Annotated in this window: 22 protein-coding genes and 1 riboswitch; of the genes, 19 read left to right on the top strand and 3 right to left on the bottom strand. The window is 57.2% G+C overall.

Features of this window, described 5'->3' with window-relative positions:
* On the top strand, positions 1-188 hold a 188-nt coding region (locus KI367_RS25345; RefSeq protein WP_212952832.1), incomplete at its 5' end, for a hypothetical protein.
* Between the two features lie 31 nt (positions 189-219).
* Here the strand turns inward: KI367_RS25345 and lplA are convergent.
* Positions 220-1,224 (bottom strand): lipoate--protein ligase, encoded by a 1,005-nt coding sequence (lplA, locus tag KI367_RS25340; RefSeq protein ID WP_212952829.1) that lies wholly within the window; start codon positions 1,222-1,224, stop codon positions 220-222.
* A 289-nt stretch (positions 1,225-1,513) separates the two neighbouring features.
* On the opposite strand from lplA, the gene KI367_RS25335 reads away from it, so the two are divergent.
* The 14 genes from KI367_RS25335 (at position 1,514) to KI367_RS25270 (ending at position 15,557) form a co-directional block, all read left to right on the top strand.
* A complete protein-coding gene (locus tag KI367_RS25335; protein WP_212952826.1) occupies positions 1,514-2,617 on the top strand; it encodes a pyridoxal phosphate-dependent aminotransferase in 1,104 nt (367 codons plus the stop codon).
* 221 nt (positions 2,618-2,838) lie between these two features.
* A complete protein-coding gene (locus KI367_RS25330) occupies positions 2,839-3,561 on the top strand; it encodes an adenosylcobinamide amidohydrolase (RefSeq protein ID WP_212952823.1) in 723 nt (240 codons plus the stop codon).
* Complete coding sequence (gene cbiB / locus KI367_RS25325; RefSeq protein ID WP_212952821.1) at positions 3,543-4,523, top strand: adenosylcobinamide-phosphate synthase CbiB; 981 nt, start codon at positions 3,543-3,545, stop codon at positions 4,521-4,523. The genes KI367_RS25330 and cbiB overlap by 19 nt, the downstream gene beginning before the upstream one ends.
* A complete protein-coding gene (locus KI367_RS25320; protein WP_212952817.1) occupies positions 4,514-5,137 on the top strand; it encodes a histidine phosphatase family protein in 624 nt (207 codons plus the stop codon). Before cbiB ends, KI367_RS25320 begins: the two co-directional genes overlap by 10 nt.
* A gap of 163 nt (positions 5,138-5,300) precedes the next feature.
* A riboswitch (cobalamin riboswitch) is annotated at positions 5,301-5,510 on the top strand.
* A complete protein-coding gene (locus tag KI367_RS25315; protein ID WP_212952814.1) occupies positions 5,496-5,720 on the top strand; it encodes a hypothetical protein in 225 nt (74 codons plus the stop codon). Its footprint overlaps the riboswitch before it by 15 nt.
* Positions 5,721-5,783: 63 nt before the next feature.
* The gene (locus KI367_RS25310) at positions 5,784-6,782 is read left to right on the top strand and encodes an ABC transporter substrate-binding protein (RefSeq protein ID WP_212952811.1); all 999 of its coding nucleotides are present in this window, start codon (positions 5,784-5,786) and stop codon (positions 6,780-6,782) included.
* Complete coding sequence (locus tag KI367_RS25305; protein WP_036714629.1) at positions 6,782-7,828, top strand: FecCD family ABC transporter permease; 1,047 nt, start codon at positions 6,782-6,784, stop codon at positions 7,826-7,828. Before KI367_RS25310 ends, KI367_RS25305 begins: the two co-directional genes overlap by 1 nt.
* Positions 7,825-8,631, top strand: a complete 807-nt coding sequence (locus tag KI367_RS25300) for an ABC transporter ATP-binding protein (RefSeq protein WP_212952808.1) — start codon at positions 7,825-7,827, stop codon at positions 8,629-8,631. The genes KI367_RS25305 and KI367_RS25300 overlap by 4 nt, the downstream gene beginning before the upstream one ends.
* Positions 8,631-9,686 (top strand): nicotinate-nucleotide--dimethylbenzimidazole phosphoribosyltransferase, encoded by a 1,056-nt coding sequence (gene cobT / locus KI367_RS25295; RefSeq protein WP_052147336.1) that lies wholly within the window; start codon positions 8,631-8,633, stop codon positions 9,684-9,686. Before KI367_RS25300 ends, cobT begins: the two co-directional genes overlap by 1 nt.
* A 5-nt stretch (positions 9,687-9,691) precedes the next feature.
* Complete coding sequence (gene cobU / locus KI367_RS25290) at positions 9,692-10,249, top strand: bifunctional adenosylcobinamide kinase/adenosylcobinamide-phosphate guanylyltransferase (RefSeq protein ID WP_212952805.1); 558 nt, start codon at positions 9,692-9,694, stop codon at positions 10,247-10,249.
* Positions 10,246-11,052 (top strand): adenosylcobinamide-GDP ribazoletransferase, encoded by an 807-nt coding sequence (gene cobS, locus KI367_RS25285; protein WP_212952803.1) that lies wholly within the window; start codon positions 10,246-10,248, stop codon positions 11,050-11,052. The genes cobU and cobS overlap by 4 nt, the downstream gene beginning before the upstream one ends.
* A gap of 174 nt (positions 11,053-11,226) precedes the next feature.
* The gene (locus tag KI367_RS25280) at positions 11,227-12,771 is read left to right on the top strand and encodes a cobyric acid synthase (RefSeq protein ID WP_212952835.1); all 1,545 of its coding nucleotides are present in this window, start codon (positions 11,227-11,229) and stop codon (positions 12,769-12,771) included.
* Between the two features lie 358 nt (positions 12,772-13,129).
* A complete protein-coding gene (locus tag KI367_RS25275) occupies positions 13,130-14,524 on the top strand; it encodes an L-cystine transporter (protein WP_212952801.1) in 1,395 nt (464 codons plus the stop codon).
* A gap of 310 nt (positions 14,525-14,834) precedes the next feature.
* Positions 14,835-15,557: a queuosine precursor transporter gene (locus KI367_RS25270; RefSeq protein WP_036714635.1), complete on the top strand. Its 723-nt coding sequence runs from the start codon at positions 14,835-14,837 to the stop codon at positions 15,555-15,557.
* A gap of 164 nt (positions 15,558-15,721) precedes the next feature.
* Here KI367_RS25270 and KI367_RS25265 read toward each other — a convergent pair whose 3' ends face one another.
* Both KI367_RS25265 and KI367_RS25260 read right to left on the bottom strand, forming a co-directional pair.
* A complete protein-coding gene (locus KI367_RS25265) occupies positions 15,722-16,813 on the bottom strand; it encodes a M24 family metallopeptidase (RefSeq protein ID WP_212952800.1) in 1,092 nt (363 codons plus the stop codon).
* 111 nt (positions 16,814-16,924) lie between these two features.
* Entirely contained in the window at positions 16,925-17,662 is a 738-nt protein-coding gene (locus KI367_RS25260; protein WP_212952797.1) for an MBL fold metallo-hydrolase, read from the bottom strand.
* Positions 17,663-17,894: 232 nt separating this feature from the next.
* Between KI367_RS25260 and KI367_RS25255 the strand changes: the two genes are divergently transcribed.
* The 4 genes from KI367_RS25255 (at position 17,895) to KI367_RS25240 (ending at position 21,793) form a co-directional block, all read left to right on the top strand.
* A complete protein-coding gene (locus KI367_RS25255; RefSeq protein ID WP_212952794.1) occupies positions 17,895-18,770 on the top strand; it encodes an SDR family oxidoreductase in 876 nt (291 codons plus the stop codon).
* Complete coding sequence (locus KI367_RS25250; protein ID WP_212952790.1) at positions 18,767-19,318, top strand: DUF2569 domain-containing protein; 552 nt, start codon at positions 18,767-18,769, stop codon at positions 19,316-19,318. Before KI367_RS25255 ends, KI367_RS25250 begins: the two co-directional genes overlap by 4 nt.
* Before the next feature lie 129 nt (positions 19,319-19,447).
* The gene (locus tag KI367_RS25245; protein ID WP_036714641.1) at positions 19,448-19,957 is read left to right on the top strand and encodes a GNAT family N-acetyltransferase; all 510 of its coding nucleotides are present in this window, start codon (positions 19,448-19,450) and stop codon (positions 19,955-19,957) included.
* 297 nt (positions 19,958-20,254) lie between these two features.
* Entirely contained in the window at positions 20,255-21,793 is a 1,539-nt protein-coding gene (locus KI367_RS25240) for a copper amine oxidase N-terminal domain-containing protein (protein ID WP_212952787.1), read from the top strand.
* Positions 21,794-22,041 lie beyond the last annotated feature (248 nt).

Here is a 22,041-nt window from a genome sequence, read left to right as displayed (position 1 = left end):
ACGGACTTTTCGACACTCTATTTTTTATATGGGGAATCATATCTTTTAAAATAAAAATCGATTTAAAGCGCTCTGAGAACCCTACTTCAGTGACCGACGAGGCAATTTTAAACCCCCTGCAAAAAAAACAGGGGGTTTCTCGACAGCCTGAGCATCCTTGCCGGAAGCAAGATGCTGTTTTTTTGTAGTTATATTTAAAAACCCGCGAATCGCCTAAGTTTAATCTTCCAAAAAGACGAGCCCGATGAAGTCGTCCATTTCGATATTGCCGAAGTAATGTTTAATATCGACGCCTTGAAGCACCTCGCGGACCTCGGATTCCTCGTAACGTTTGCCGCGCAGCTTGTCCTCGATGTCGGCCACGTCGCCCACGCCGAAAAAGTCGCCGTAGATTTTAATGTTCCGAATGCGCGCATCCTTGATGTCCATCCGGATGTCGATGATGCCGACGGGGAAACGTTTCGTATGTTTGACGTTCGATTCCGGCGATTGGCCGTAGTTCCATTCCCAGTTTTGGTACCGCTCTTTGGAGATTTGGTTGATCTTTTCCCAATCGGCTTCGGTCAGCTTATATTGCGGCACGTCTTTCGGATCCATGTTGAAAATGGCGCGCAGCAGCTCGGAGCGGAATTCCTCGATCGTCATTTTCCGGTCCATCAGGTCGCTGATGTTGGCGACGCGGCTGCGGACGGATTTGGTGCTTTTGGATTTGAATTTTTCCGGATTGGCGTTCAAGGAAGCTTGGACGTCATCCAGGTTTAGGTTGAACATGAGCGTGCCGTGGCTGAACATCCGGCCCCGGGTGGCGAACTGGGCGTTGCCGGAAATTTTCTGCTCTCCGACCTGCAAATCGTTGCGGCCGCTGAGCTCGGCATTCACCCCCATGCTGCGCAGCGCGTCGATCACCGGCTGGGTAAACTTCAGGAAGTTGTGGAAGGACTGGCCGTCGTCTTTGGTAATGAAGCTGAAGTTCAGGTTGCCGAGGTCGTGGTAAACCGCGCCTCCGCCGGAAAGACGCCGCACCACCTGGATATTGTGGTCTCTGACGTATTCCTGGTTGATCTCCTCGATCGTATTTTGATGCTTGCCGATAATGATGGAAGGACGGTTGATGTAAAACAGCAGGTAACTGTCTTCCTCCATCGGCAAATGCTTAAGGGTAAATTCTTCGATGGCCAGGTTGATGGCCGGGTCGGTGATGCCTTGGTTATCGATAAACAGCATGGCTTGACTCCTCCGTTTAAAGGCCTGTATTCGATCTCTTTGGTTTTTGCAAAATGAAAAACGAGCTTCAGCGGGATCTTTTTTGGATAGTTACGCAAAACGCGCCTGCAACCTCCCTAAAAACATAGCCCGAATGCGGCTTAAACCGGCTTTCGCAAAATCCAAAGCAGCTTTCGAATCTATTGTAAACCAATCGATTGCAAGAAACAAAAAAGAATTTGCATTGACGCCGCAAAAACATTGACGCCATAATGGATTCAATTAGGGTGAACAGACAGGAGTGCTGCATATGCTGGAAAGATACGGGCATGGCGGGGATTTGGAAAGCGCTGCGGAGATCTACGGCCGGGGCGCTTTTTTGGATTTCAGCGCCAACATCAACCCGCTGGGGCCGCCTCCCGGCGTGATGGAGAAGCTGCGGGACGCGCTGCCTGCGGTCATTCGTTATCCCGACCCGGGGCACCGGGGGCTGAAAGAGCTGCTGAGCGTCCGTTTGGGCGTTCGGCCGGAGCAGCTGTGCATCGGCAACGGGGCGGCGGAGTGCATGGCGCTCATTTTGCTGGCATGTCGTCCCCGGAAGGTGGGGATCGTCGAACCTTGTTTTTCGGAATACCGGCAGTTGTCGGAGCAGTTCGGGGCCGAAGTGCAGTCGGTGTACGGCACGCGCAACAACGGATGGAGGGCCGAGACCGGTGAGATCGAAAAGCTGCTGCGAGCCGTCGATCTGCTGTTTATCGGCCAGCCCAACAATCCGAACGGAATCCAATACGATAGGGAAGTTTTGCGCCGTTTGGCAGGCGTGGCGGAGCGCTGCGGCACCTATTTGGTAATAGACGAGGCGTTTATCGATTTTATACCGGACAAGGACCGGCAGACGCTATTGCCGGAGCTTGCCCGGTATCCGCGGACGATGCTGGTCCGTTCGATGACGAAGTTTTACGCGATTCCGGGCCTGCGGCTCGGGTTTGCCGCGGCGCATCCGGATCTGGTGCAGGCCATGACCGGCAAGCAGGTCACGTGGAGCGTGAACGGGCTGGCGCTGCTTGCCGGGGAAGCCTGTTTGGTAAGCGGTGAGGCTTACGAGCGGGACACGATCAATCTCATCACGGAACAAAGAGGATTGTTGGCCGCGGGTTTAAGGAAGCTGGGCTGCGACGTGACCGAGGGAGAAGCGAATTTTCTGCTGGCGGGCCTTCCGGCTCCATGGACGGCGGAGAAGATGCAAACGGAAATGGGCCGGCGGGGCATGCTGATCCGAAGCTGCGCCATGTACCCCGGGCTGGGCCGAGAGCATATCCGGGTTGCGGTCAAAACGCATGCGGACAATACGCGGCTGCTGGACGTCATGGGCGAGGTCATCGCCGGAACGCCGCCCCGGAACGTTGGCAGCTGAGAAGCCAAAGAATTTGGCAAAATTGGGATGATGAGATGAAGGAAACGTAACGTTTCAAGCGTTGCGATTGGCTTTAGCTGGCTGCGATTGCCGGTCCGTAAACGGATCGGAGGCATTGTAAAACAACGGGTGAAAACCTGCGGCCGAAGCCGTGTCTGGCAATAGGGATTTTTGAACGAGGACTGGAAAAATAAAGAGATACAATTTAAGGGGGAAGCGGTTTGGCAACACCTTTTTTGACCGAAAAAGAAACCGAATACGCATCAAACGTTTGGCCGGGGCTCGTGCTTCGGAAAGGGGAGCGGCATCTGCTGCTTCAGGCGCCGGGACCGTTCGACGCGATCGGAAGCGCGGTGTACGGCGGGGGCGTGACGCGGCTGCGCAGAATGGCCAACATTTATGTGGACAAACATTACGACTGCTCCGATCCGGTGCGCGACGTGGCCGATTGGCTGCGGGAATGGCGATACCCCGTGGATACGACCGCCGGGCTTCTGACCGCGGTTCAGCTGAAGCACGCTTCGGTCATGGAGGAGCGCAACGGGGAGGCCGCCGTCTTCTGCTGCGTGACCGCAGGAACCTCCAATGCCGCCAAAGCGGGCTCGGAACGGACGACCTATCCGGCGTATCGCCCCGGAACGGTGAATATCATGCTGATGATCGATGCGAAGCTGACCCAGGCGGCGATGGTCAATGCGATCATGACGGCGGTGGAAGCGAAGGCGGCCGCTCTTGCCGACCTTGACGTGCGCGACGCGGAGAACGGGCTGGTGGCCACGGGAACGACTTCGGATGCGATCATGCTCGGCGTGAGTCAAAGCGCGACTTATCCGGTGGAGCACATGTATGCGGGAACGGCGACGGATCTCGGCGGCATGGTGGGACGCGCGGTGTACCGCGCGGTGAAGGAGGCATTGCTGACGGCATGGGCGGAGCGGCATTAACGGCGATGGCCGTGTTGGCCGGGGCTTTTGCATTGGATCTGCTGATCGGCGACCCGCGCTGGATTCCGCATCCCGTCATTCAGATGGGCAAGGCGATCAAAGCCCTGGAGAATGGGATTCGCCGGCAATTCCGGCCCGAACAATTCAAGCTGGCGGGAATCCTGCTGCCTGTCGTTGTCGCCGGGGGGGCATTGATTGTCACTTGGGCGCTGCTCAAGGTACTAAACGCCATCCATCCCTGGCTTGGCTGGGCGGCGGAGGCGGTGCTGATCGCCACGACGATTGCCGTTAAAGGGCTGAAGGATGCGGGGATGGAGGTGTACCGCCATCTCGCGGCCGGCGATCTGCCGGCGGCGCGCCGGAGCCTCGGCATGATCGTCGGGCGCGAAACCTCGCATTTGGACGAACCGGAGATCGTCCGGGGGACGGTGGAGACGGTCGCCGAAAACATTGTGGATGCGGTCATTTCCCCGCTGCTGTATGCGCTGATCGGCGGGGCCCCGCTGGCCATGGCCTACCGCGCCGTAAATACCCTCGATTCGATGGTCGGCTACAAAAACGAAAAATACATTCACCTCGGCTGGGCTTCGGCCCGGCTGGACGACATCGCCAACTGGATTCCGGCAAGATTGACGGCGCTGTTGCTCACCGCGTCGGCTTTTATTCTCCGGATGAAAGGGCGCAGAGCCTGGCGCACGATGCGCCGGGATGCGCGAAAGCATCCGAGCCCGAACAGCGGCTTTCCCGAATCGACCGTCGCGGGCGCGCTCGGGATTCGGCTCGGCGGGGTCAACGTATACCACGGAGTCGAATCGTTCAGGGCCTATATGGGAGACGCGCTCAGACCGATGGAATCCCGCGACATTTTGCTGGCTAACCGGCTGCTGCTGACCGTCTCGGTGTTGTTCGTCCTGCTGGCTTTGCTGGCCGTTTGGGCGGCGGGAGGCGCGTTATGGACATGAAGCGGCTGGAGATCGTTTTGATGAGACATGGTTCAACGCCGTGGAACGAAGAGAAACGATATTTGGGGCACACCGACATCGGCCTCAGCCTCCGGGGCAGGGACGAGCTGGCCGCCGTCCGCGAAAAGCTTCGGGACCGGAGCTTCGGCATGATCTATTGCAGCGATTTGTCGCGGTGCCGGGAAAGTTTGCGCGAGGTGCGTCCGGACTTGATCGAAAAAGCGGTGTACGATTCCCGCTTGCGCGAAATGGATTTTGGCGCGTGGGAGGGGCACACCTACGACCAGCTCAAGGATACCGCCTTGTACCGGCAGTGGCTGGACGATCCGAAACATGCGACCCCGCCGCAGGGCGAATCTTGGGAGGCTTTTGAAAGCCGAATCGCCAAGTTTTTGGCTGGCATGCTGCAGGAAGCGGATAAAGGAGCGCCTGAACACGGGGAGTCCGCTCCGGTCCTGCTTGTGGCGCATGGCGGGGTCATCCGGCAGGTCGTACATGTGTTTATGAACGCCGTCGCTTTTTGGGATATCCGCATCGAACCCGGAAACCTGCTTGTCCTGACGCTGGAACGGACGGAGGAAGGCTGGAGCGGCGCGGAGCTTGGGAGTGTTTGACGTAAGGAGATTACGCCCGGCAATCAACGGATTCCGCACGGAACACCGTAATGGCCCGTTGGCTTGCGGCGGCCGGCGCGAACGATTCTCTCAAAATCAGATTGTCACCTCTTCCATCTTCCCCTATAATCAACAACTAGAGATGCATTGCCTGGAATAAATGAATAATGAACGCTGATGAGGTCCCGGAAAGCGGCGCAGCGCCGCTTCTTCGGGTGAAAAGGGAAGCCGGTGCAAATCCGGCACGGTCCCGCCACTGTAAAACAGGTATGTCCCGATATGCCACTGTTCCGCCACGAAGGCGGGATGGGAAGGCCGGGACGATATCGCCCCGCCTGTAAGTCAGGAGACCTGCCTCATGAGCTTAATGACGGTCCTTCGAGGAAAAGGATTACGTTGCCGCACTTTCCGGCGGAAGGCATTCATGCCATTCGCCCATGAAGTGTGCCTGCCCGTTCCCGCGGTTTTTCCGCAAGATGGCAGGCAACGTGATCCCTGGTTCTTTGACGATAAGAATCAGGGTTTTTTTGATGATATCAGCAGGGATAAACTGTCGCGAGTACCGTCAAAGCCGCATTCATGAACGTTCTATTGCCAGGCCTCTTGTGCGTCAAAGAAAAAGAACCCATAGAGGAGAGAACAGTACATGAATTTGTCTATCAAAAGATGGTCCACCGGCCTTGCGGCTTTGCTGCTCGCGTTATCGCTTGCGGCTTGCGGCAACGGCAGCAAGGAACAATCCGCGCCTCAGGAGCCTGCCAAGCAGGAGGCTTCCCAGCAGCAGACGCAGACGGACAGCCTGAAAACGACGTACCCGCTTACGCTGCAGGACGCGACGGGGGAATCCTTTACGTTCAATGAAGCCCCGAAAAAAATCGTGTCGGTGTCGCCGGCCGAAACCGAAGCGCTGTTTGCGATCGGGCTCGGGAACGAAATCGTCGGCGTATCCGATTTTGACGATTATCCCGAAGAGGCCAAAAGCAAGCCGAAAATGGGCGGCATCATGAAGCCGAACGAGGAAGCGATCATCGCGGCCCAGCCGGATATCGTTTTTACGGGCATTTCCATGAGCGAGGAAGCGGTCAAAAAAATGCGCGGGCTCGGCATCAAGATTTTCAAAACCGATCCGAAAACGGTGGACGACGTCATTCAAAATATCGAAACATACGGCAAAATTACCGATCATCAGGCCGAAGCCCAAAAAGTGGTCGACCAGATGAAAGCAGAGGAAAACAAAGTCGTCGAGGCCGTCAAATCCTTGTCCGGCGACAAGAAGAAAAAAGTGTACATCGAGTTTTCCCCGGGCTGGACCGTCGGAAAAGGCGAGTTTATGGATGAGCTGATCAACTTGGCCGGGGGAATCAACGTGGCCGCGGACACGCAGGGCTGGAATGAAATCAGCGAAGAGAAGATCATTAAAGATAATCCCGACGTTATTTTGTATGCCAAAAGCGTAGTCGACGATAAAACGAAAAAAGGTTTGGGCGACATCATCAAAGGCCGCAGCGGCTGGGATCAAATTACGGCCGTCAAAAACGGTGCGGTCATCGGACTGGACGACAACCTGCTCAGCCGTCCGGGCCCGCGCGTGACGCAAGGCCTGCAAGAGGTTGCCAAAGCCATTTATCCGGAGTTGTTTAAATAATGAGCAAAAAGCTGGCAGGTTACGGAGGGATCGGCCTGGCGCTGCTGGTGCTGACCCTGCTGGTCTGCCTGGGGATCGGCTCGGTCGCGCTGCCGGTGAAGGATATCGCGTTGATCGTGCTTCACCGTCTGCCGGGAGTTTCCGGTCTCATTCATCCGACGTGGGATCCATCGTTTGAGCAAATCATCCTTAAGGTGCGGCTGCCGCGCGTGCTGCTGGGCATGCTGGTCGGGGCCGCGCTGGCGGTGGCGGGCTCGGGCTTTCAAGGCGTGCTGCGCAATCCGCTCGCCGATCCGTTTACGCTCGGCGTCTCCTCGGGTTCGGCCGTCGGCGCGTCGATGCTGATCTTTTTCGGTTTGCAGTATTCGCTGATCGGCGCGTGGACGCTGCCTGCGGTCGCTTTTGTCACGGGAGCGTTGACGCTGTGGGGCGTGATGGCGCTGGCCCGCGAAAGGGGCAAGATTCCGACGAACAGCCTCATTTTATCGGGCGTCGTGATGCAGTCCTTTCTCGGGGCGGTAGTTTCGTTTTTAACCGCGATGTCCAAGGAAACGGTCAACGAAATTTTATATTGGACAATGGGCAGCTTGAGCCTGCGTGGATGGTCGTATACGGCCATCCTTTTGCCTTATTTTCTGGCGGGGCTCCTGCTCGTTTGGAGCCGGGCCCGCTCGCTGAACCTGCTGGCGCTCGGAGAGCGGCAGGCCGCGCATTTGGGCGTGAACGTCGAAGGGCTCAAACTTACGGTGCTGCTCGTCAGCACCCTGCTGACGGCGGCAGCCGTCTCGATGGCCGGCGTGATCGGTTTCGTGGGGCTCGTGATTCCGCACGTGGTCCGGCTGATCGCCGGGTCCGACTACAGGCTGATCGTGCCGCTTTCCGCGATCGGCGGCGGCATATTTATGGTCTGGGCGGATACGATCGCGCGCTCCCTGCTGGCGCCGACCGAAATTCCGCTTGGCGTCGTGACGGCTTTTGTCGGGGCTCCGTTTTTCGGTTATTTGCTATACCGCAGCAAGAAGCAGCGAAAGGGGATGGGCGCATGATCGAAGCCATCGGCGCAGGGAAGGCGTATGGCGGCGTCACCGCCTTGCATGGATTGGACTGGACGGTCCGGGAAGGCGAATGGTGGGGCATCATCGGTCCGAACGGAAGCGGAAAATCGACGCTGATGCGCCTGCTGTCGGGCGTGGAACGCGCAAGCTCCGGGATGATCCGCGTCCGGGGCCGGCAGGTCGAAGATTACGGCCGCAAGGAGTTGTCGCGGATGATGGCCGTCCTCCAGCAGGAAGGGATGATGCCCGTTCCTTACCGGGTGCGCGAAGTGCTGGAAATGGGCCGTCATCCCTACTTGAATTGGCTCGGGCAGGATCCGAAAGAAAACGTGGACGTGATGATCGACGGCATTTTGGAGAAGCTCGATCTCCTTGATTTGGCGGACCGTCATGTGGATGAATTGAGCGGCGGACAGCGGCAGCGGGTGGCCTTGGGTCAGGTCATGGCGCAAGAGCCGCAAATATTACTGCTTGACGAACCGACGACTTTTTTGGATATTCATTACCAGCAGCAGTTTATGGAGCTTGTGGCTGAGTGGAGGGATGAGGCGGGGATCACCGTGGTCGCCGTGCTGCATGATCTCAATTTGGCTGCGCTTTATTGCGACAAGCTGCTCGTGCTGCGTGACGGAAGGGCCGTCAGCATGGGGACGCCGGAGGATATGCTGACATCGGAGCGGATCCGGTCCGTATACGACGTGGAGCCCGTCATCGTGGCGCATCCCGTCTATGGCGCGCCCCAGGTTCTTTTGTCCAAGGCAGCGTTAAAGCGAAATGAGGAGGAGGGAAATTAATGGATTTTCTGGAGCAGTATGTGGAACGAATCCCCGAGCTGGATATGGAGGCCTCGCGCGCGGCGGCGGCCCATATCGGGAACCTGACGGTTCCTCCCGGCGCCTTGGGGAAGCTGGAATCGCTTGCGGTTCAGCTGGCGGGCATTACGGGACGAATCAAACCTTCGTTCGAAAAAAAAGCGGTCATCGTCATGGCGGCGGACCACGGCGTATGCGAAGAGGGGGTCAGCGCATTTCCGCAGGAAGTGACGACGCAGATGATCCACAACTTTTTGTCCGGCGGCGCCGCGGTGAACGTGCTTGCCCGCCAGGCCGGGGCGAAGGTGGTTTGCGTGGATATCGGCGTCAATAACGACATCTCCCATCCGGCGCTCGTTTCCCGCAAAGTCCGCTTCGGCACGGCCAACATGGCCAAAGGACCCGCGATGACGCGCGAGGAGGCGATCCGGTCCATCGAGACCGGCATCCGCATCGTCGAGGAAGAGGTTCGGCGCGGCGTCGGCATTTTCGTGACCGGCGAAATGGGGATCGGCAACACGACGGCCAGCGCCGCCGTCATGTGCGCCATGACCAACACCGATCCGGCGAAAGCGGCCGGACGCGGCACGGGGCTCGATGATGAACGGCTGAAGCATAAAATCGGCGTCATTGAAAAAGCTTTGCAGCTGAATGCGCCGGATGCGGCGGATCCGATCGACGTACTGGCCAAAGTCGGGGGACTCGAGATCGGCGGATTGATCGGGGTGATTTTGGGCGCGGCGGCGAACCGCTGTCCGGTCGTGATCGACGGCTTCATCTCAAGCGCCGCGGCGCTTTTGGCGCGTGTCATTTCCCCGGAAGCCGCCGGGTACATGGTGGCCTCCCATATCTCCCAGGAGAAGGGGCACCGCCAGCTGCTTGAGGCGCTGGATCTTCGTCCCGGACTCGATCTGGACATGCGGATCGGCGAAGGAACGGGCGGCGTGCTTGGGCTGACGCTGATTGACGCTGCCTGCCGCATCGTCAGCGAGATGGCGACGTTCGAAAGCGCCGGCATTTCCGGAAGCGGAGCGTGAGGGCGATGGGCATTTTGGTTACCGGCGGGGCCAGGAGCGGGAAAAGCTCGTTTGCCGAGCGCTGGATCATGGCGAACGCGCAGCAGGCGGTCTATGTAGCGACGTCGCAGGCGTTTGACGCGGAAATGAAACAGCGGATCGCCTTGCATAAGCAGCAGCGGGATCAAGCGGAATTCCGCTGGAACACGATGGAGGAGCCGCTGAAGCTGCCGGAGCTGCTTTCGTCGCTGCATGCCGGCCCCGAGACTCCGGCGGTGCTGGTGGACTGCTTGACGTTGTGGCTGACCAACGTGATTTTGGCGGCCGAGGAACAGGAGGACATGGAGAAATCGATCCGGGAAGCCATCGACCGGCTGGTGGCAGCGGTTCAAGCTTACCCGGGGCCGCTCGTGCTCGTCACGAACGAAGTCGGGGACGGGATCGTGCCGGAATATCCGCTGGGCAGATTGTTCCGCGATTACGCGGGAATTTTGAACCAATCCGTCGCCAGCGTCTGCGAGCAGGTCTTTCTGGTGACGGTCGGCATCCCGATCGAACTCAAAAGCAGGGAGTACCGGTTATGAATCCAGGCCTGCAAGCCGTCGCGGCGGCTTTTCAATTTCTGACCCGGTTTCCGGTCAAAGCGCATCTGGATTACACGCCCGAGCTGTTCCGGCGGAGCACGCGCCATTATCCGCTTGCGGGCGCGGCCATCGGCGCGGTGGTATGGTGCGCCGCAGCCGCGGCTTTGTACTTGCTGCCGCCGCTGCCTGCCGCGGTGCTGACGCTGGCCGTGTGGGTCGCCTTGACCGGCGGGCTGCATTTGGACGGATGGATGGACACCGCGGACGGGCTCTTGAGCTACAGGCCGCGGGAGCAGATGCTGGAGATTATGAAGGACAGCCGGGTCGGCGCGATGGGCGTCATGGCCTGCGTGCTGCTTCTGCTGCTGAAGGCATCGCTGCTTTATTCGCTGCTAATCGGGGGCTGGCCGCCGCTCATGCTGCTGCCGCCGGTCTGGAGCCGGTGGTTTATGGTGCATGCGATGGCGTCGTGGCCGATGGCCCGCGGCAACAAAGGACTCGCCGGCAGCAATTTTAACGGTATGGAGAAACGCCACAGTTTGGCGGCACTGCCGGGGGCCCTTCTTCTTGCCGCAGCCGCGGCAGCGCTCTGTCCGCTGCTCGGCATCGGGGAGTGGACGTATTTGCAGGCAGGCCTGGCCTGGGTGGCATTGCCTCTTGCAGCCTGGGCGGGAGGAACGTGGGCGGCGCGGCGCATGGCCCGCAAGCTCGGCGGCCTGACCGGCGACACGTACGGCGCGCTGAACGAGGGGATCGAAACGCTGCTGCTGCTCGTGCTTATGATCATTCAGTATCGGTTATAAATGGGACCGAAAAGCCGCTTCGAAAGCGGTTGCTAACGGTCGGAAGCATCCGCAACCGGAGCGGTCATCCTGCGTAATGTTATAAACTATATCAATCATGAGCCCTATCAGAGGAGGAAACCGCGGGTGACGGAGGACAAGGGAACAGGGAGCGTTAAACAAGCGGCGGTGCTGATGCTGCAAGGGACGGCTTCGGATGTGGGCAAAAGCGTCCTTACGGCCGCGCTCTGCCGGATCTTCGTGCAGGACGGCTTCCGCACGGCTCCGTTCAAATCGCAAAACATGGCGCTGAATTCCTATGTGACGGCTGACGGCAAGGAAATCGGGAGGGCTCAGGGCATGCAGGCCGAAGCGTGCGGGATCGAAGCGACGACGGACATGAACCCGATCCTGATCAAGCCGACGCATGACATGCATTCCCAGATCGTCGTCCATGGCCGGCCTTTGGCGAATATGAGCGCGGCGGACTACCGCAGCCGATATTTGCCGACGGCCAAAGCGACCGTCATGGAGGCGCTGGAACGGTTGCGTTCCGCATACGATATCGTCGTGATGGAAGGCGCGGGCAGCCCCGCAGAGATCAACCTGAAAGACCGGGATATCGTCAACATGAATTTGGCCGGCTGGGTGGAGGCGCCCGTCGTGCTGGCGGCGGACATCGACCGCGGCGGCGTGTTCGCCTTCCTCGTGGGCACGCTGGAGCTGCTGGAGCCCCATGAACGTGCGCGCGTCAAGGGATTTATCATCAACAAGTTCCGCGGGGACCTGTCGCTGCTGCAGCCGGGGCTGGACTGGCTGGAGGAGCGGACCGGCATTCCCGTGCTTGGCGTGATCCCCTATATCCATGATCTTCGATTGGAAGCGGAAGACTCCGTGGCACTTGAAGAGCGAAAACAGCCCGCGGCTGAAAAAGCGCCTTCCGGCGGCATCGATATCGCGGTGATCCGCACGCCGCGCATCTCCAATTTTACGGACTTCGATCCGCTCGGCGGAGAAGCCGGCGTGTCCGTGCGTTTCGTCAGCCGATCGGCCGAACTGGGGCAGCCGGACGTCATCGTTTTGCCCGGCACGAAAAACACGATCGGCGATCTCACGTTTATCCGGGAGCAGGGCTTCGATGCGGCGATTGCCGAGGCGATGCGGTCCGAAACGGTCCAGCTCATCGGCATATGCGGCGGATATCAGATGCTGGGCAAAACGCTGTCCGATCCCGCGGGGCTGGAAAACCCGCATGCGGCGGAGATCGAAGGCCTCGGCTATCTGCCGCTGGCCACCGTTTTTGCCGAAGACAAACGAACGGTGCGGGTCAGCGGCCAAGTGCTGCCGGAATGCCCGCTGCGCCTGGAACGCGATCCAGGCCGTGAATCCTTCACGGTAGAAGGTTACGAGATACATATGGGACGAACCGCCGTGCTTGAAGGCGATCATTTGAAGGTCAAGCCGCTTTTCCAAATCCATGAGTCCGGCGGGGAACCCAAAGCGGAAGGATGCGGCACGGCCAGCGGCCGCGTGTGGGGCACGTACGTGCACGGCATTTTCCATAACGACGGTTTCCGCAGGAGCTGGCTGAATGCGATCCGCGCGGCGAAGGGGCTGCGGCGGGAGGCGGAGACCTTTTCGGTGCAAGCGCTAAAGGAACGGGAATTCGACCGCGTCGCGGACACGGTGAGACGGCATGTGCGCATGGACGAGATTTACAGGCTGCTCGGCATGAAATGAGATGCGAGGTTCCTGCGGGGCATGTCCGCCTTCGGATAAAAAAGCAGAAACCGGCGGATGCGGTTATAAATTGAACGAAATAGGAAAAAACTGAGGAGAAGTCATCCAAAATTACAAGGGATGACTTCTTTTTGCGTCATATCCCCAAAATTGTCCTAAAATTAATCCTATCCAAATACTATGAATTGTGCTAAACTTAAAATCACTTTCGAAGCTGATTGAGGAGCTTGCCGGTTCTACCGGCGTTACAGCTTGCTTTCGGCCAGTCATCATACATCATCAAAGGCCAAGCAATTTCCGGCTGCGGACGGGGAAACGCTGGGGGGCCTTAAGAATAACAAGGGGTGCTATAAAAGAGATGAACACATTATGGGTTGTTGTCAATGTGATCGTCATGCTGGCCTTGATCGGCCTGCTGCTGTGGATGCAGAAAAAGCATGTATCGTTCACGAAACGCGTGTTTGCCGGTCTCGGACTCGGCGTCGTGTTTGGCGTCGTATTGCAGTTGATTTTCGGCGTCGATTCCAAAGTGATATCGAAGTCGGTCGACTGGTTCAATTTGGCGGGTTACGGCTATGTCGGCCTGCTGCAGATGGTGGTCATTCCGCTGATCATGGTTTCGATCATTTCCGCCATCATGAATTTGAAGGGCAGACAAAATCTCGGCAAAATGAGCGGTTCGATCATCGCCGTGCTGCTGATCACCGTAGCGATTGCAGCCGCGGTAAGTATCGCGACCAGCCTCAGCTTTAACCTGAAAGCCATCGACATCAAAGCGGGCGACCGCGAGGCCCAGCAGGGACAGAAGCTGGAGCAGAAGCTTGGCGATGTCCAGGATAAAACGATTCCGCAGCAAATCCTGGAATTCGTGCCGACGAATCCGTTCGCCGATATGACGGGCGCGCGCCGTTCGTCCACGCTGGCCGTCGTTATTTTCTCCGCGTTCATCGGCGTGGCGGTGCTCGGCATCGACCGCAAAAAGCCGGAGCAGGCGGCCACCTTCCGAAAAATGGTTGAAGCGGTCTACGCGGTGGTGCTCAGGATCGTAACGCTCGTCTTGAGGCTGACGCCGTACGGCATCCTCGCCTTGATTACGAAGACGGTGGCGACCACCAACGTCGACGAGATTCTGAAGCTGATCAAATTCGTCATTGCATCTTATGTCGCTTTGATCGTGATGTTTATCATTCACTTGATAATCGTTGCTCTTTTCGGATTTAATCCGGTGCAATATGTCAAAAAGGTATTCCCGACGCTGACCTTCGCTTTCACTTCCCGTTCGAGCGCGGCGACGATTCCGCTGAACGTGGAGACGCAAACGAAGAAGCTGGGCGTTTCCGAAGGGATCGCCAACCTGTCCGCAACCTTCGGGGCCACGATCGGGCAAAACGGCTGCGCCGGCATTTACCCGGCCATGCTGGCCTGCATGATCGCGCCGACGGTCGGCATCGATCCGCTGAGCTGGAGCTTTATCGTGCAGCTGATCCTGATCGTCGTCATCAGTTCCTTCGGCGTTGCCGGCGTGGGCGGCGGGGCGACGTTCGCTTCCTTGATCGTCTTGTCCACGATGAACCTTCCGGTGGCGCTCGCCGGCCTCCTGATCTCGGTTGAACCGCTGATCGACATGGGCCGCACGGCGCTGAACGTCAACGACTCGATGGTCGCGGGGCTGGTATCCAGCAAAATTTTGAAAGAAAACGACCATGACGTCTTCAACAAGGACGTGGATCTGGACCATGCCGTCCAGGCATAATCCGGTCAACGTGTAATCAGAACGTTCTTCTCCCGGGATTTGCGGCGCTTCGATTTAACTTGTGCGTAGGTTGAACGAGGTCTCTCTAGGGCTTGCCTGCAACATCCCGACATATAGATGGTTTGGAGCTTCGGCGGATGCCGGGGCTCTTTTTTTCGTTCACGCCCGGCTTTGCCCGCATGTTTTCTCAGAAAAAAACAATAGCCACAAGGGGACGAATTATGTTACATTAGAACATGTTTTTGGGCCAAGACGCCCGGAAACCGCGGTTCGAAACCATCCCGCGTAATCAAAACTAGGAGGAAACATCATGTTTAATTTGCTTTGGGGTATCGTGTACGTACTCGTCAATTTTTCGCTGTACTTGCTCTGTTACCGGCTGTTCGGCAAAAAAGGCCTGTACGCCTGGATCGGCGTCGCCACCGTCGTAGCCAACATTCAGGTGACCAAAACGATCGAAATGTTCGGCATCGCCATGACGCTGGGCAATACGATGTATGTCAGCCTGTACATGACCAGCGACCTGCTGAACGAAAAATACGGCAGGCAGGAGGCGCGGAAGGCCGTCTGGTTCGGCTTTTTTACGCTGATCATCACGACGGTGCTGATGCAGATGGCGCTTTATTTCAAGCCGATGGGCGGCGCGGACGACGAAATGCAGAAGGCGCTGCAAAGCATTTTCGGATTGATGCCGCGTCTGGCGCTCGGAAGCTTGACCGCGTATTTCGTGAGCCAGTTCCTGGACGTGAAGCTGTACAGCTGGATCCGCAAGTTTTACGGCAAACGCCATCAGTTCTGGATCCGCAACAACGGCAGCACGATGATCAGCTCGCTGGTGGATACGCTCGTCTTTTGCGTCATCGCGTTTGCGGGAAGAGAAGGTTTTACGTGGACCGTGTGGCTGGAAGTGTTCCTGACGACGTATATCATCAAGTTCATTTTGACCGCCGTGGGGACGCCGTTTTTGTATATCGCCCGCGACTTCAAGTTTGCGGATGAGGAACCCGGCGCAAGCCGTCCGGCACAATCGTAATCGGCAGCCTTTTTCTTGAACGGCCGGCAGAGCGGCCGGCGAATGCTAATACATTTTTGTACGCATAACGCATGAAAAAAACCGGAAGCAGCATCCGACAAGGATGAGGCATTCCGGTTTTTTCGTTGTTGATCGGGCGGCGGCCGCGGGCTTTACACCCTTGGTCAGCCTTCGAGAATGGTCAATTCTTTTGGATAGGACGTCAGCACTTCCACGCCGTTGTCCGTCACGAAAATGTCGTCTTCGATCCGCACGCCGCCAAGGCCTGCGACATAGACGCCGGGTTCGACGGTGAACACCATGCCCGGCTGCACGAGATCGGCGTTGTTGCCGTGCACGGAAGGATATTCATGCACATCCATGCCGAGGCCGTGGCCGAGGCGATGCAGGAAATACGGGCCGTAGCCTGCATTTTCGATCGCATCCCGGGCCGCTTTGTCCACCGACGCGAGCGTCACGCCCGGTTTGATGGCTTGAATGCCCTGCAGGTTGGCTTCCAATACGGCGTTGTATATCTTTTTCAGTTCCGGAGAGATGTCTCCTACCGCAAACGTGCGGGTAATGTCGGAGGCATAGCCGTCCGCGTACACCCCCATATCGAACATCAGCAGGTCGCCGTGCTGGATTTTGCGGTCTCCCGGCGTGCCGTGCGGCAAGGCCGTTTTCGGTCCGGACAAGACCATCGTTTCGAAGGAAGGGCCCTGCGCACCGAGTTTCTTCATTAAATATTCCAGCTCGGCGACGATTTCGATTTCGGTCACGCCGGTTTTGACGCTTTTCAGCCCTTGGCGCAGCACCTCTTCGATCAGTTCCATCGCGTGTTTCATGCGTTTGATCTCTTCCGGCGATTTGTTCACGCGCATGCTGCGCAGCAGCGGGCCGATATCCGCGTATTGCTTGGCCGAAACGGCTGCGGACAGCTCTTCGTAACGGGCGACGGTCTGCTGTTCCTTCTCGATGCCGAGCGTGCCGATGCTGCCTTTAAACAGCCGCTGCAGCAGCGCATACGGATTGTCCGTGTCGCTGTGGGTCACGATGTTTTTGACGGTGGATGCGGCGTTGGCCGCTTCCGCGTCCAGGGCCGGCACGATCAGCGTCGGTTCTTCGCCGCGTACGAGCAGCAGGCCGAGAAAACGTTCATGCGGATCGCTGGCGAATCCGGTCAAATAGTATACATGTTTGGGATCGGTCACCAGCAGGCTGTCCCATCCCTTTTCATTCATGGATTGTTCCAATTGTTCGATACGACTGCTCATTATCCCAACTTCCTTTCTTTAGCAAAGCTCTCCCGTTCGAATCGCTCTTCCATTGTACACCCAAGCGTGATTGGGCTGAACCGTTTTCTGGCCTTGCTTGCGCAGATCTTTTTATGCCTGTTCCAGCGTGCGGATCAGCTCGGCAAGGCGTTCGGATGGATGGTTATCGTACAAGCCCCCATGGTAGCAGAAGATTTTTTGCAGCGGCAAACCGGTCAGCTTGTGCATGCTCCGAACCGCTTCGTCCATGTCCAGGGTGAAAAAGCCTTCCGGAGGTCCCGCCAAATCCCCGTCAACGACACGCAGCTCGTCCGCGGCCAGCAGCAGCTGTTCTTCAGGCAGATACAAGCAGATGTGGCCAGGGGTATGGCCCGGCGTATGAATGACGCGCATGCCCCCGTGGATATCGAGCACGTCGCCGTCTGCCAGCACGCGGGAGATCCGGATGGAAGGCAGCTTGTCGAAAAGGGAGCGGATGGCGGTTTGCGCCGCCTCGGGCATTTGGGAAATGCGCTCGTCCGTCATTTTGATGATGCGTTTTTCGCCCGTGATGTACGGAATGTCATCGGCATGCGCCCACACCTCGATCGCCGGATTTTCGGCGATAAACGCCGCCAAGTTTCCGATATGGTCAATATCCTGATGCGTCAAAATAATCCGTTTAATGTCCGACAGCTGCAGTCCGGCTTCGCGGATCGCCCGGGTCATCTGGTCCATTTGCCCGATCATGCCGGTATCCACCAGCGTCGCCCCCTCCTGATCCCACAGCAGCACGGGCTGGTAATAAGGCTGGGCAGCTCCAGGCTGCGGGTACAAATCGATCGACACGATGCGTTCTCCAAGTTTCATATGTTCTCCGGATGAATATCCGGCACACCTCCTTCGGGTTTCTGATCTACTTCATTATAATCCGTCAGAGCGGAAAATAAAAAACGCCGGCTTGGGCCAAAAGGAAAACCAACGGTTGCTTTCCTCGTGCGGGCATGTTTAATTACAGATAGGGAGAAATAGGAAAAGACTGGACGGCGGGCAGACATTGGGATGATGTGAAGCTAAAAAAAGGGACGGGAGGAACGAAACGATGGGCAAGTTGATGGTCGTCACCGGGGCCAATTCGGGCATGGGTCTTGCTTCCACGATTGCGCTGGCCAAGCAGGGAGCGGACGTCGTGATGGTGTGCCGCAACGAACGGCGGGGGCAGGAGGCGCTGGCAGAGGCCGTGCGGCAAAGCGGTTCGGATCGTATTCAATTGATGCTTTGCGACTTGGGCCGTTTGGACAGCATACGGGAATTCGCCAAGGCGTTCCGGGAGCGTTACAGCAAGCTTGACGTGCTGCTCAACAATGCCGGCGTCGTCATGCTGAAAAGGCAGGAGACGGCCGACGGCTTCGAAATGGACATGGGGGTCAATCACCTGGGTCATTTTCTGCTGACGAATTTGCTGCTGGAGCCGCTGCTGGCCGCCAAGCAGGGAAGGGTCGTGACGGTCGCCTCCGGCGCGTATAAGGCGGGGAAAATCCATTTCGACGATCCGTTCCTGACGCGCGGATTCAACCCGGCCAAAGCCTACGGGCAGTCGAAGCTGGCGAACATTTTGTTTACGAAGGAGCTCGCTTCGCGCGTGGCCGGTACTTCGGTCACCGCCAATTGCCTGCATCCGGGAGCGGTCGGAACCCAAATCGGCGTCAACCGCGATACCGGGTTCGGCAAAACGGTGCTGGCCATGCTGAAGCCGTTCTTTTTGACGCCGGAAAAAGGCGCCGAAACGGCGGTGTATCTCGCTTCCGATCCGGAAGCGGGGCGGTTTAGCGGGCAATATTTTTACAAGAAAAAACCGCAGCCGCTTGCGGCCAAAGCCGAAAACATGGAGGATGCCAAACGTCTGTGGGCGTGGAGCTGCCGTCAGGTGGGGATCGAAGACGAACCTGTCGGGGGCAACGAAAGGAGAACGCGATGAATCCAAACGATAACCTGGAACGCGAGACGAGGCCGGCGAGGGGGCAGCCGCCGTTATCCATGCGGACGGATATGCCCCAAGGGCTGGGCGGATGGTTAGTGCTTTTGCAGATCAACATGTATTATTCGCTGTTATTGTTTTCCGATTATTTCTTTCGGGGCTTGCTTCCGATCTATTCCTCGGAGACTTGGCATTCCTTGACGTCCCCGGACGGCGCATACTACAATCCGCACGCCAAACGGCTGTTTATGCTGGAAACCTTGTCCACGGCCGTCATGCTGGGCCTGCTCGTCGTCGCTTTGGTGCTGCTCTACCGGAAAAAGTCCGCGTTTCCATGGATCATGATTTGTTATTTTGTGCTGACCGTGTTGTTTGATTTGGGAACGAGCATGGTGTTCGACCGGTTTTTGACGTATGAGGATTTGGGCGGAGCCGAGCGGGATCAATATACGAAAACCGGGCTGGTCATTCAGCGGTTAACCTTTTGCGTCGTGTGGACGGCGTATTTGCTCCGTTCCAAACGGGTGAAAAATACGTTCGTGAACTAACCCATGTGGGGAAGACCCGGCCCGTGACGGAGGGGATCCCTAAAATCTGCCGTATAGCGCTCCCGCGGTTCTTCCTTTACAATAGAAAACAAAATCTATCGGACTCGCTCGAGGAGGACTGTTTGCAGCATGACATGGGACAACTACACGATCGAAGATGCCCTACTTGAAGATTTGCCGGACATCGTCGCCATTTACAACTCAACCGTTGCCGGAAGGCAAGTGACAGCGGATCTGGAGCCGGTAACGGTGGAAAGCCGCCGGCGCTGGTTTGACGAGCATAACAGCCATCACCGCCCGCTGTGGGTCATGAAGTCGGAGGGGAAGACGGTCGCTTGGCTGAGCTTCCAATCCTTTTATGGACGGGCCGCGTACAATGCGACGGCGGAGATCAGCATTTATGTGTCGGAGGCGTGCCGCGGCAAGGGAGCGGGCGGCATTTTGCTGGAAAAAGCGTTTGAAGCCTGTCCGCGTCTGGGGCTCAAAAGGCTGGTCGGGTTCGTGTTCGGCCACAACGATCCGAGCTTGAAGCTGCTGAGAAAGTATGGTTTTGAGGATTGGGGCTTGCTGCCGGGCGTGGCCGAACTGGATGGCATCGAGCGCGATCTCGTGATCGTGGGGAAAAAGGTGGAGGCATAGGTTCGAGAGGTAAGTCCAGGCGTAAAGTTAGCGGAGCCGCCCAAAGCAGACCCTAAAACTACGATGGAACGCCGCAATTCTATTTTCACCATTCAAATTCAAAAGCCGATCTTGTCTGTTACGTAACAGTGCGAGAGTCGGCTTTTGCTTGTTCGGGGGAGTTCGTGTCGGATTCCAAAATCATGAAAAAATAGTGTTTACACGGGCCTATGCGCACTGGCATACTATATACAATCGGGATATTCCCGAGTGTTTTTTATGGCAAGAAAATACGATGGGTACATAAGGAGGAACATGATGAAGAAGCGTTTCAAATGGGGACTGGCTGCCATGCTGTCCTTGCTGCTGGTCGTGATGGCAGGCTGCCAAGCCGTTGGCGGCGTGGATGTCGGCAAGGCGGCGCTGAGCTCGCTGGATGTCAAATCGGCGATGTCCAAGCAGACCGTGTCCTTGCAGCTGGTTCCGGCTGACGGCAAACTGAGCGCAGAGGACCAAAAGGCGATCGATCTGCTGAGCTCCTTGTCCATTACGATCGACCAGGCCATTACGCAGGACTTGAATCACGCGTCTATGGAAGGTGCCGTTCAGTTCCAAGGCAAAAAGCTTCCTTTCCACCTGGCGATGGATGCGAAAACGTTGAATCTGTCGGTCGAAGGCATGACGCAGCCGATCTCCGTATCGCTTGAACCGGAAACGTTGGATCCTGCTTTTGCGGTTCCGCAAATGAACAACGAAAGCGTTATTCAAATGTACAAGGACATGCTCGGTTTCCTGCTGAAGCATACGCCGAATCCGTCCAAGATTTCGATTACGTCTGTGAACGATACAGTGAACGGGGAGTCGCTGTCGCTGCAAAAGCTGCACGTCGAAATCCGAGGGGATGAGCTGGCCGGCCTGGCCAAAGGCTTCCTGACCAGCCTGTCCAAGGACAAAGAAGGCCTCAAACAATTGATTACCCGTCTGTATGACACCTATTATCCGATCATCGCTGCTTACTACGCCGGCGTTCCGGGGATGGAAGAGGATGCGCTAACCAGCGCGGAGAAGGAGAAAGAAATCGCTCTCGTTGCGGATCAGCTGATCAGCGCCGTGAACGAGATTTTGCCTGATTTCGATAAAAACGTAAACGAGCTGTTCGAGGGAACGCCTGAGCTGCGCACCGTTTTGGGCAAAGACACCGTGCTTTCGCTCGACTTCCTGCTCGACAGCAAAATGAATATCCGCAAGCAAAACATGGACCTGACCGTGCAGCTGCCGGCGAACAAGGACATTCCGGTGAAGCAGGTGAAGGTGCATTCCGAAGCGGAAACGTGGAAAATCAACGAGCCTGTGACCATCCATCCGGTGGACGGCTCCAAAGGCTTCTGGAACGTAGCTCCGGGCGAAGGAACGCCGGGCGAGGTGCTGCGCCATCTGGACAGCAAGTCGGAACTGTATCGTTTATTGAAGAACGATATGCAGATCACGCGTAAATCGTTCGACATGTATGCGGAAGATGACCCGACCATGATGTTGGTTCCGGGATACGAGCCGGTCATCGTGAATAACACGCTGATGGTGCCGGTGAAACATGTCGCGAACCAGCTGGACGCAAAATTGTCCTGGGACAAAGCGACCAAACAAATCACGCTCACGGAAGACCTGACCGGCGCCAAAATCGTCCTGAAAGTAGGCTCCAAGCAGGCATCCATCAACGGTACCGCCGAGGTGCTTGCCGAGCCGGTGCAAAACTTCGAGGGCTCCAACTACGTGCCGATGCGTTTTATCACCAAGGCGCTGGGTGCGCAAGGACATTGGGATGCCAAGGGGAAAGTTTTGACGATTGAGAGGGATTGAGTGGGGTTTTTGGCGTTGATTATACCTTTTTGAAGAGAGCAGCATGTTCCGAAAGAATCGGAGACGGTTGAGAAAAACCGTCTCTTTTTTGCGTTCTAGGAGACGCGTATCTGTAGAGTAATGGACCTCTGTCAATAGATTGGACAGCCAGAATCGAGAAAATTACGCAATTTGACCGTACATTTGTTCGTATTGAAAAGGTGTAAGATACCCGATAGCGGAATGTACGCGTTTCCGGTTGTAGAAAA

It is taken from the genome of Paenibacillus cookii, assembly GCF_018333375.1.
GTDB lineage: Bacteria > Bacillota > Bacilli > Paenibacillales > Paenibacillaceae > Paenibacillus_AQ > Paenibacillus_AQ cookii.
This window is presented reverse-complemented; position numbering and strand designations above follow the sequence as displayed.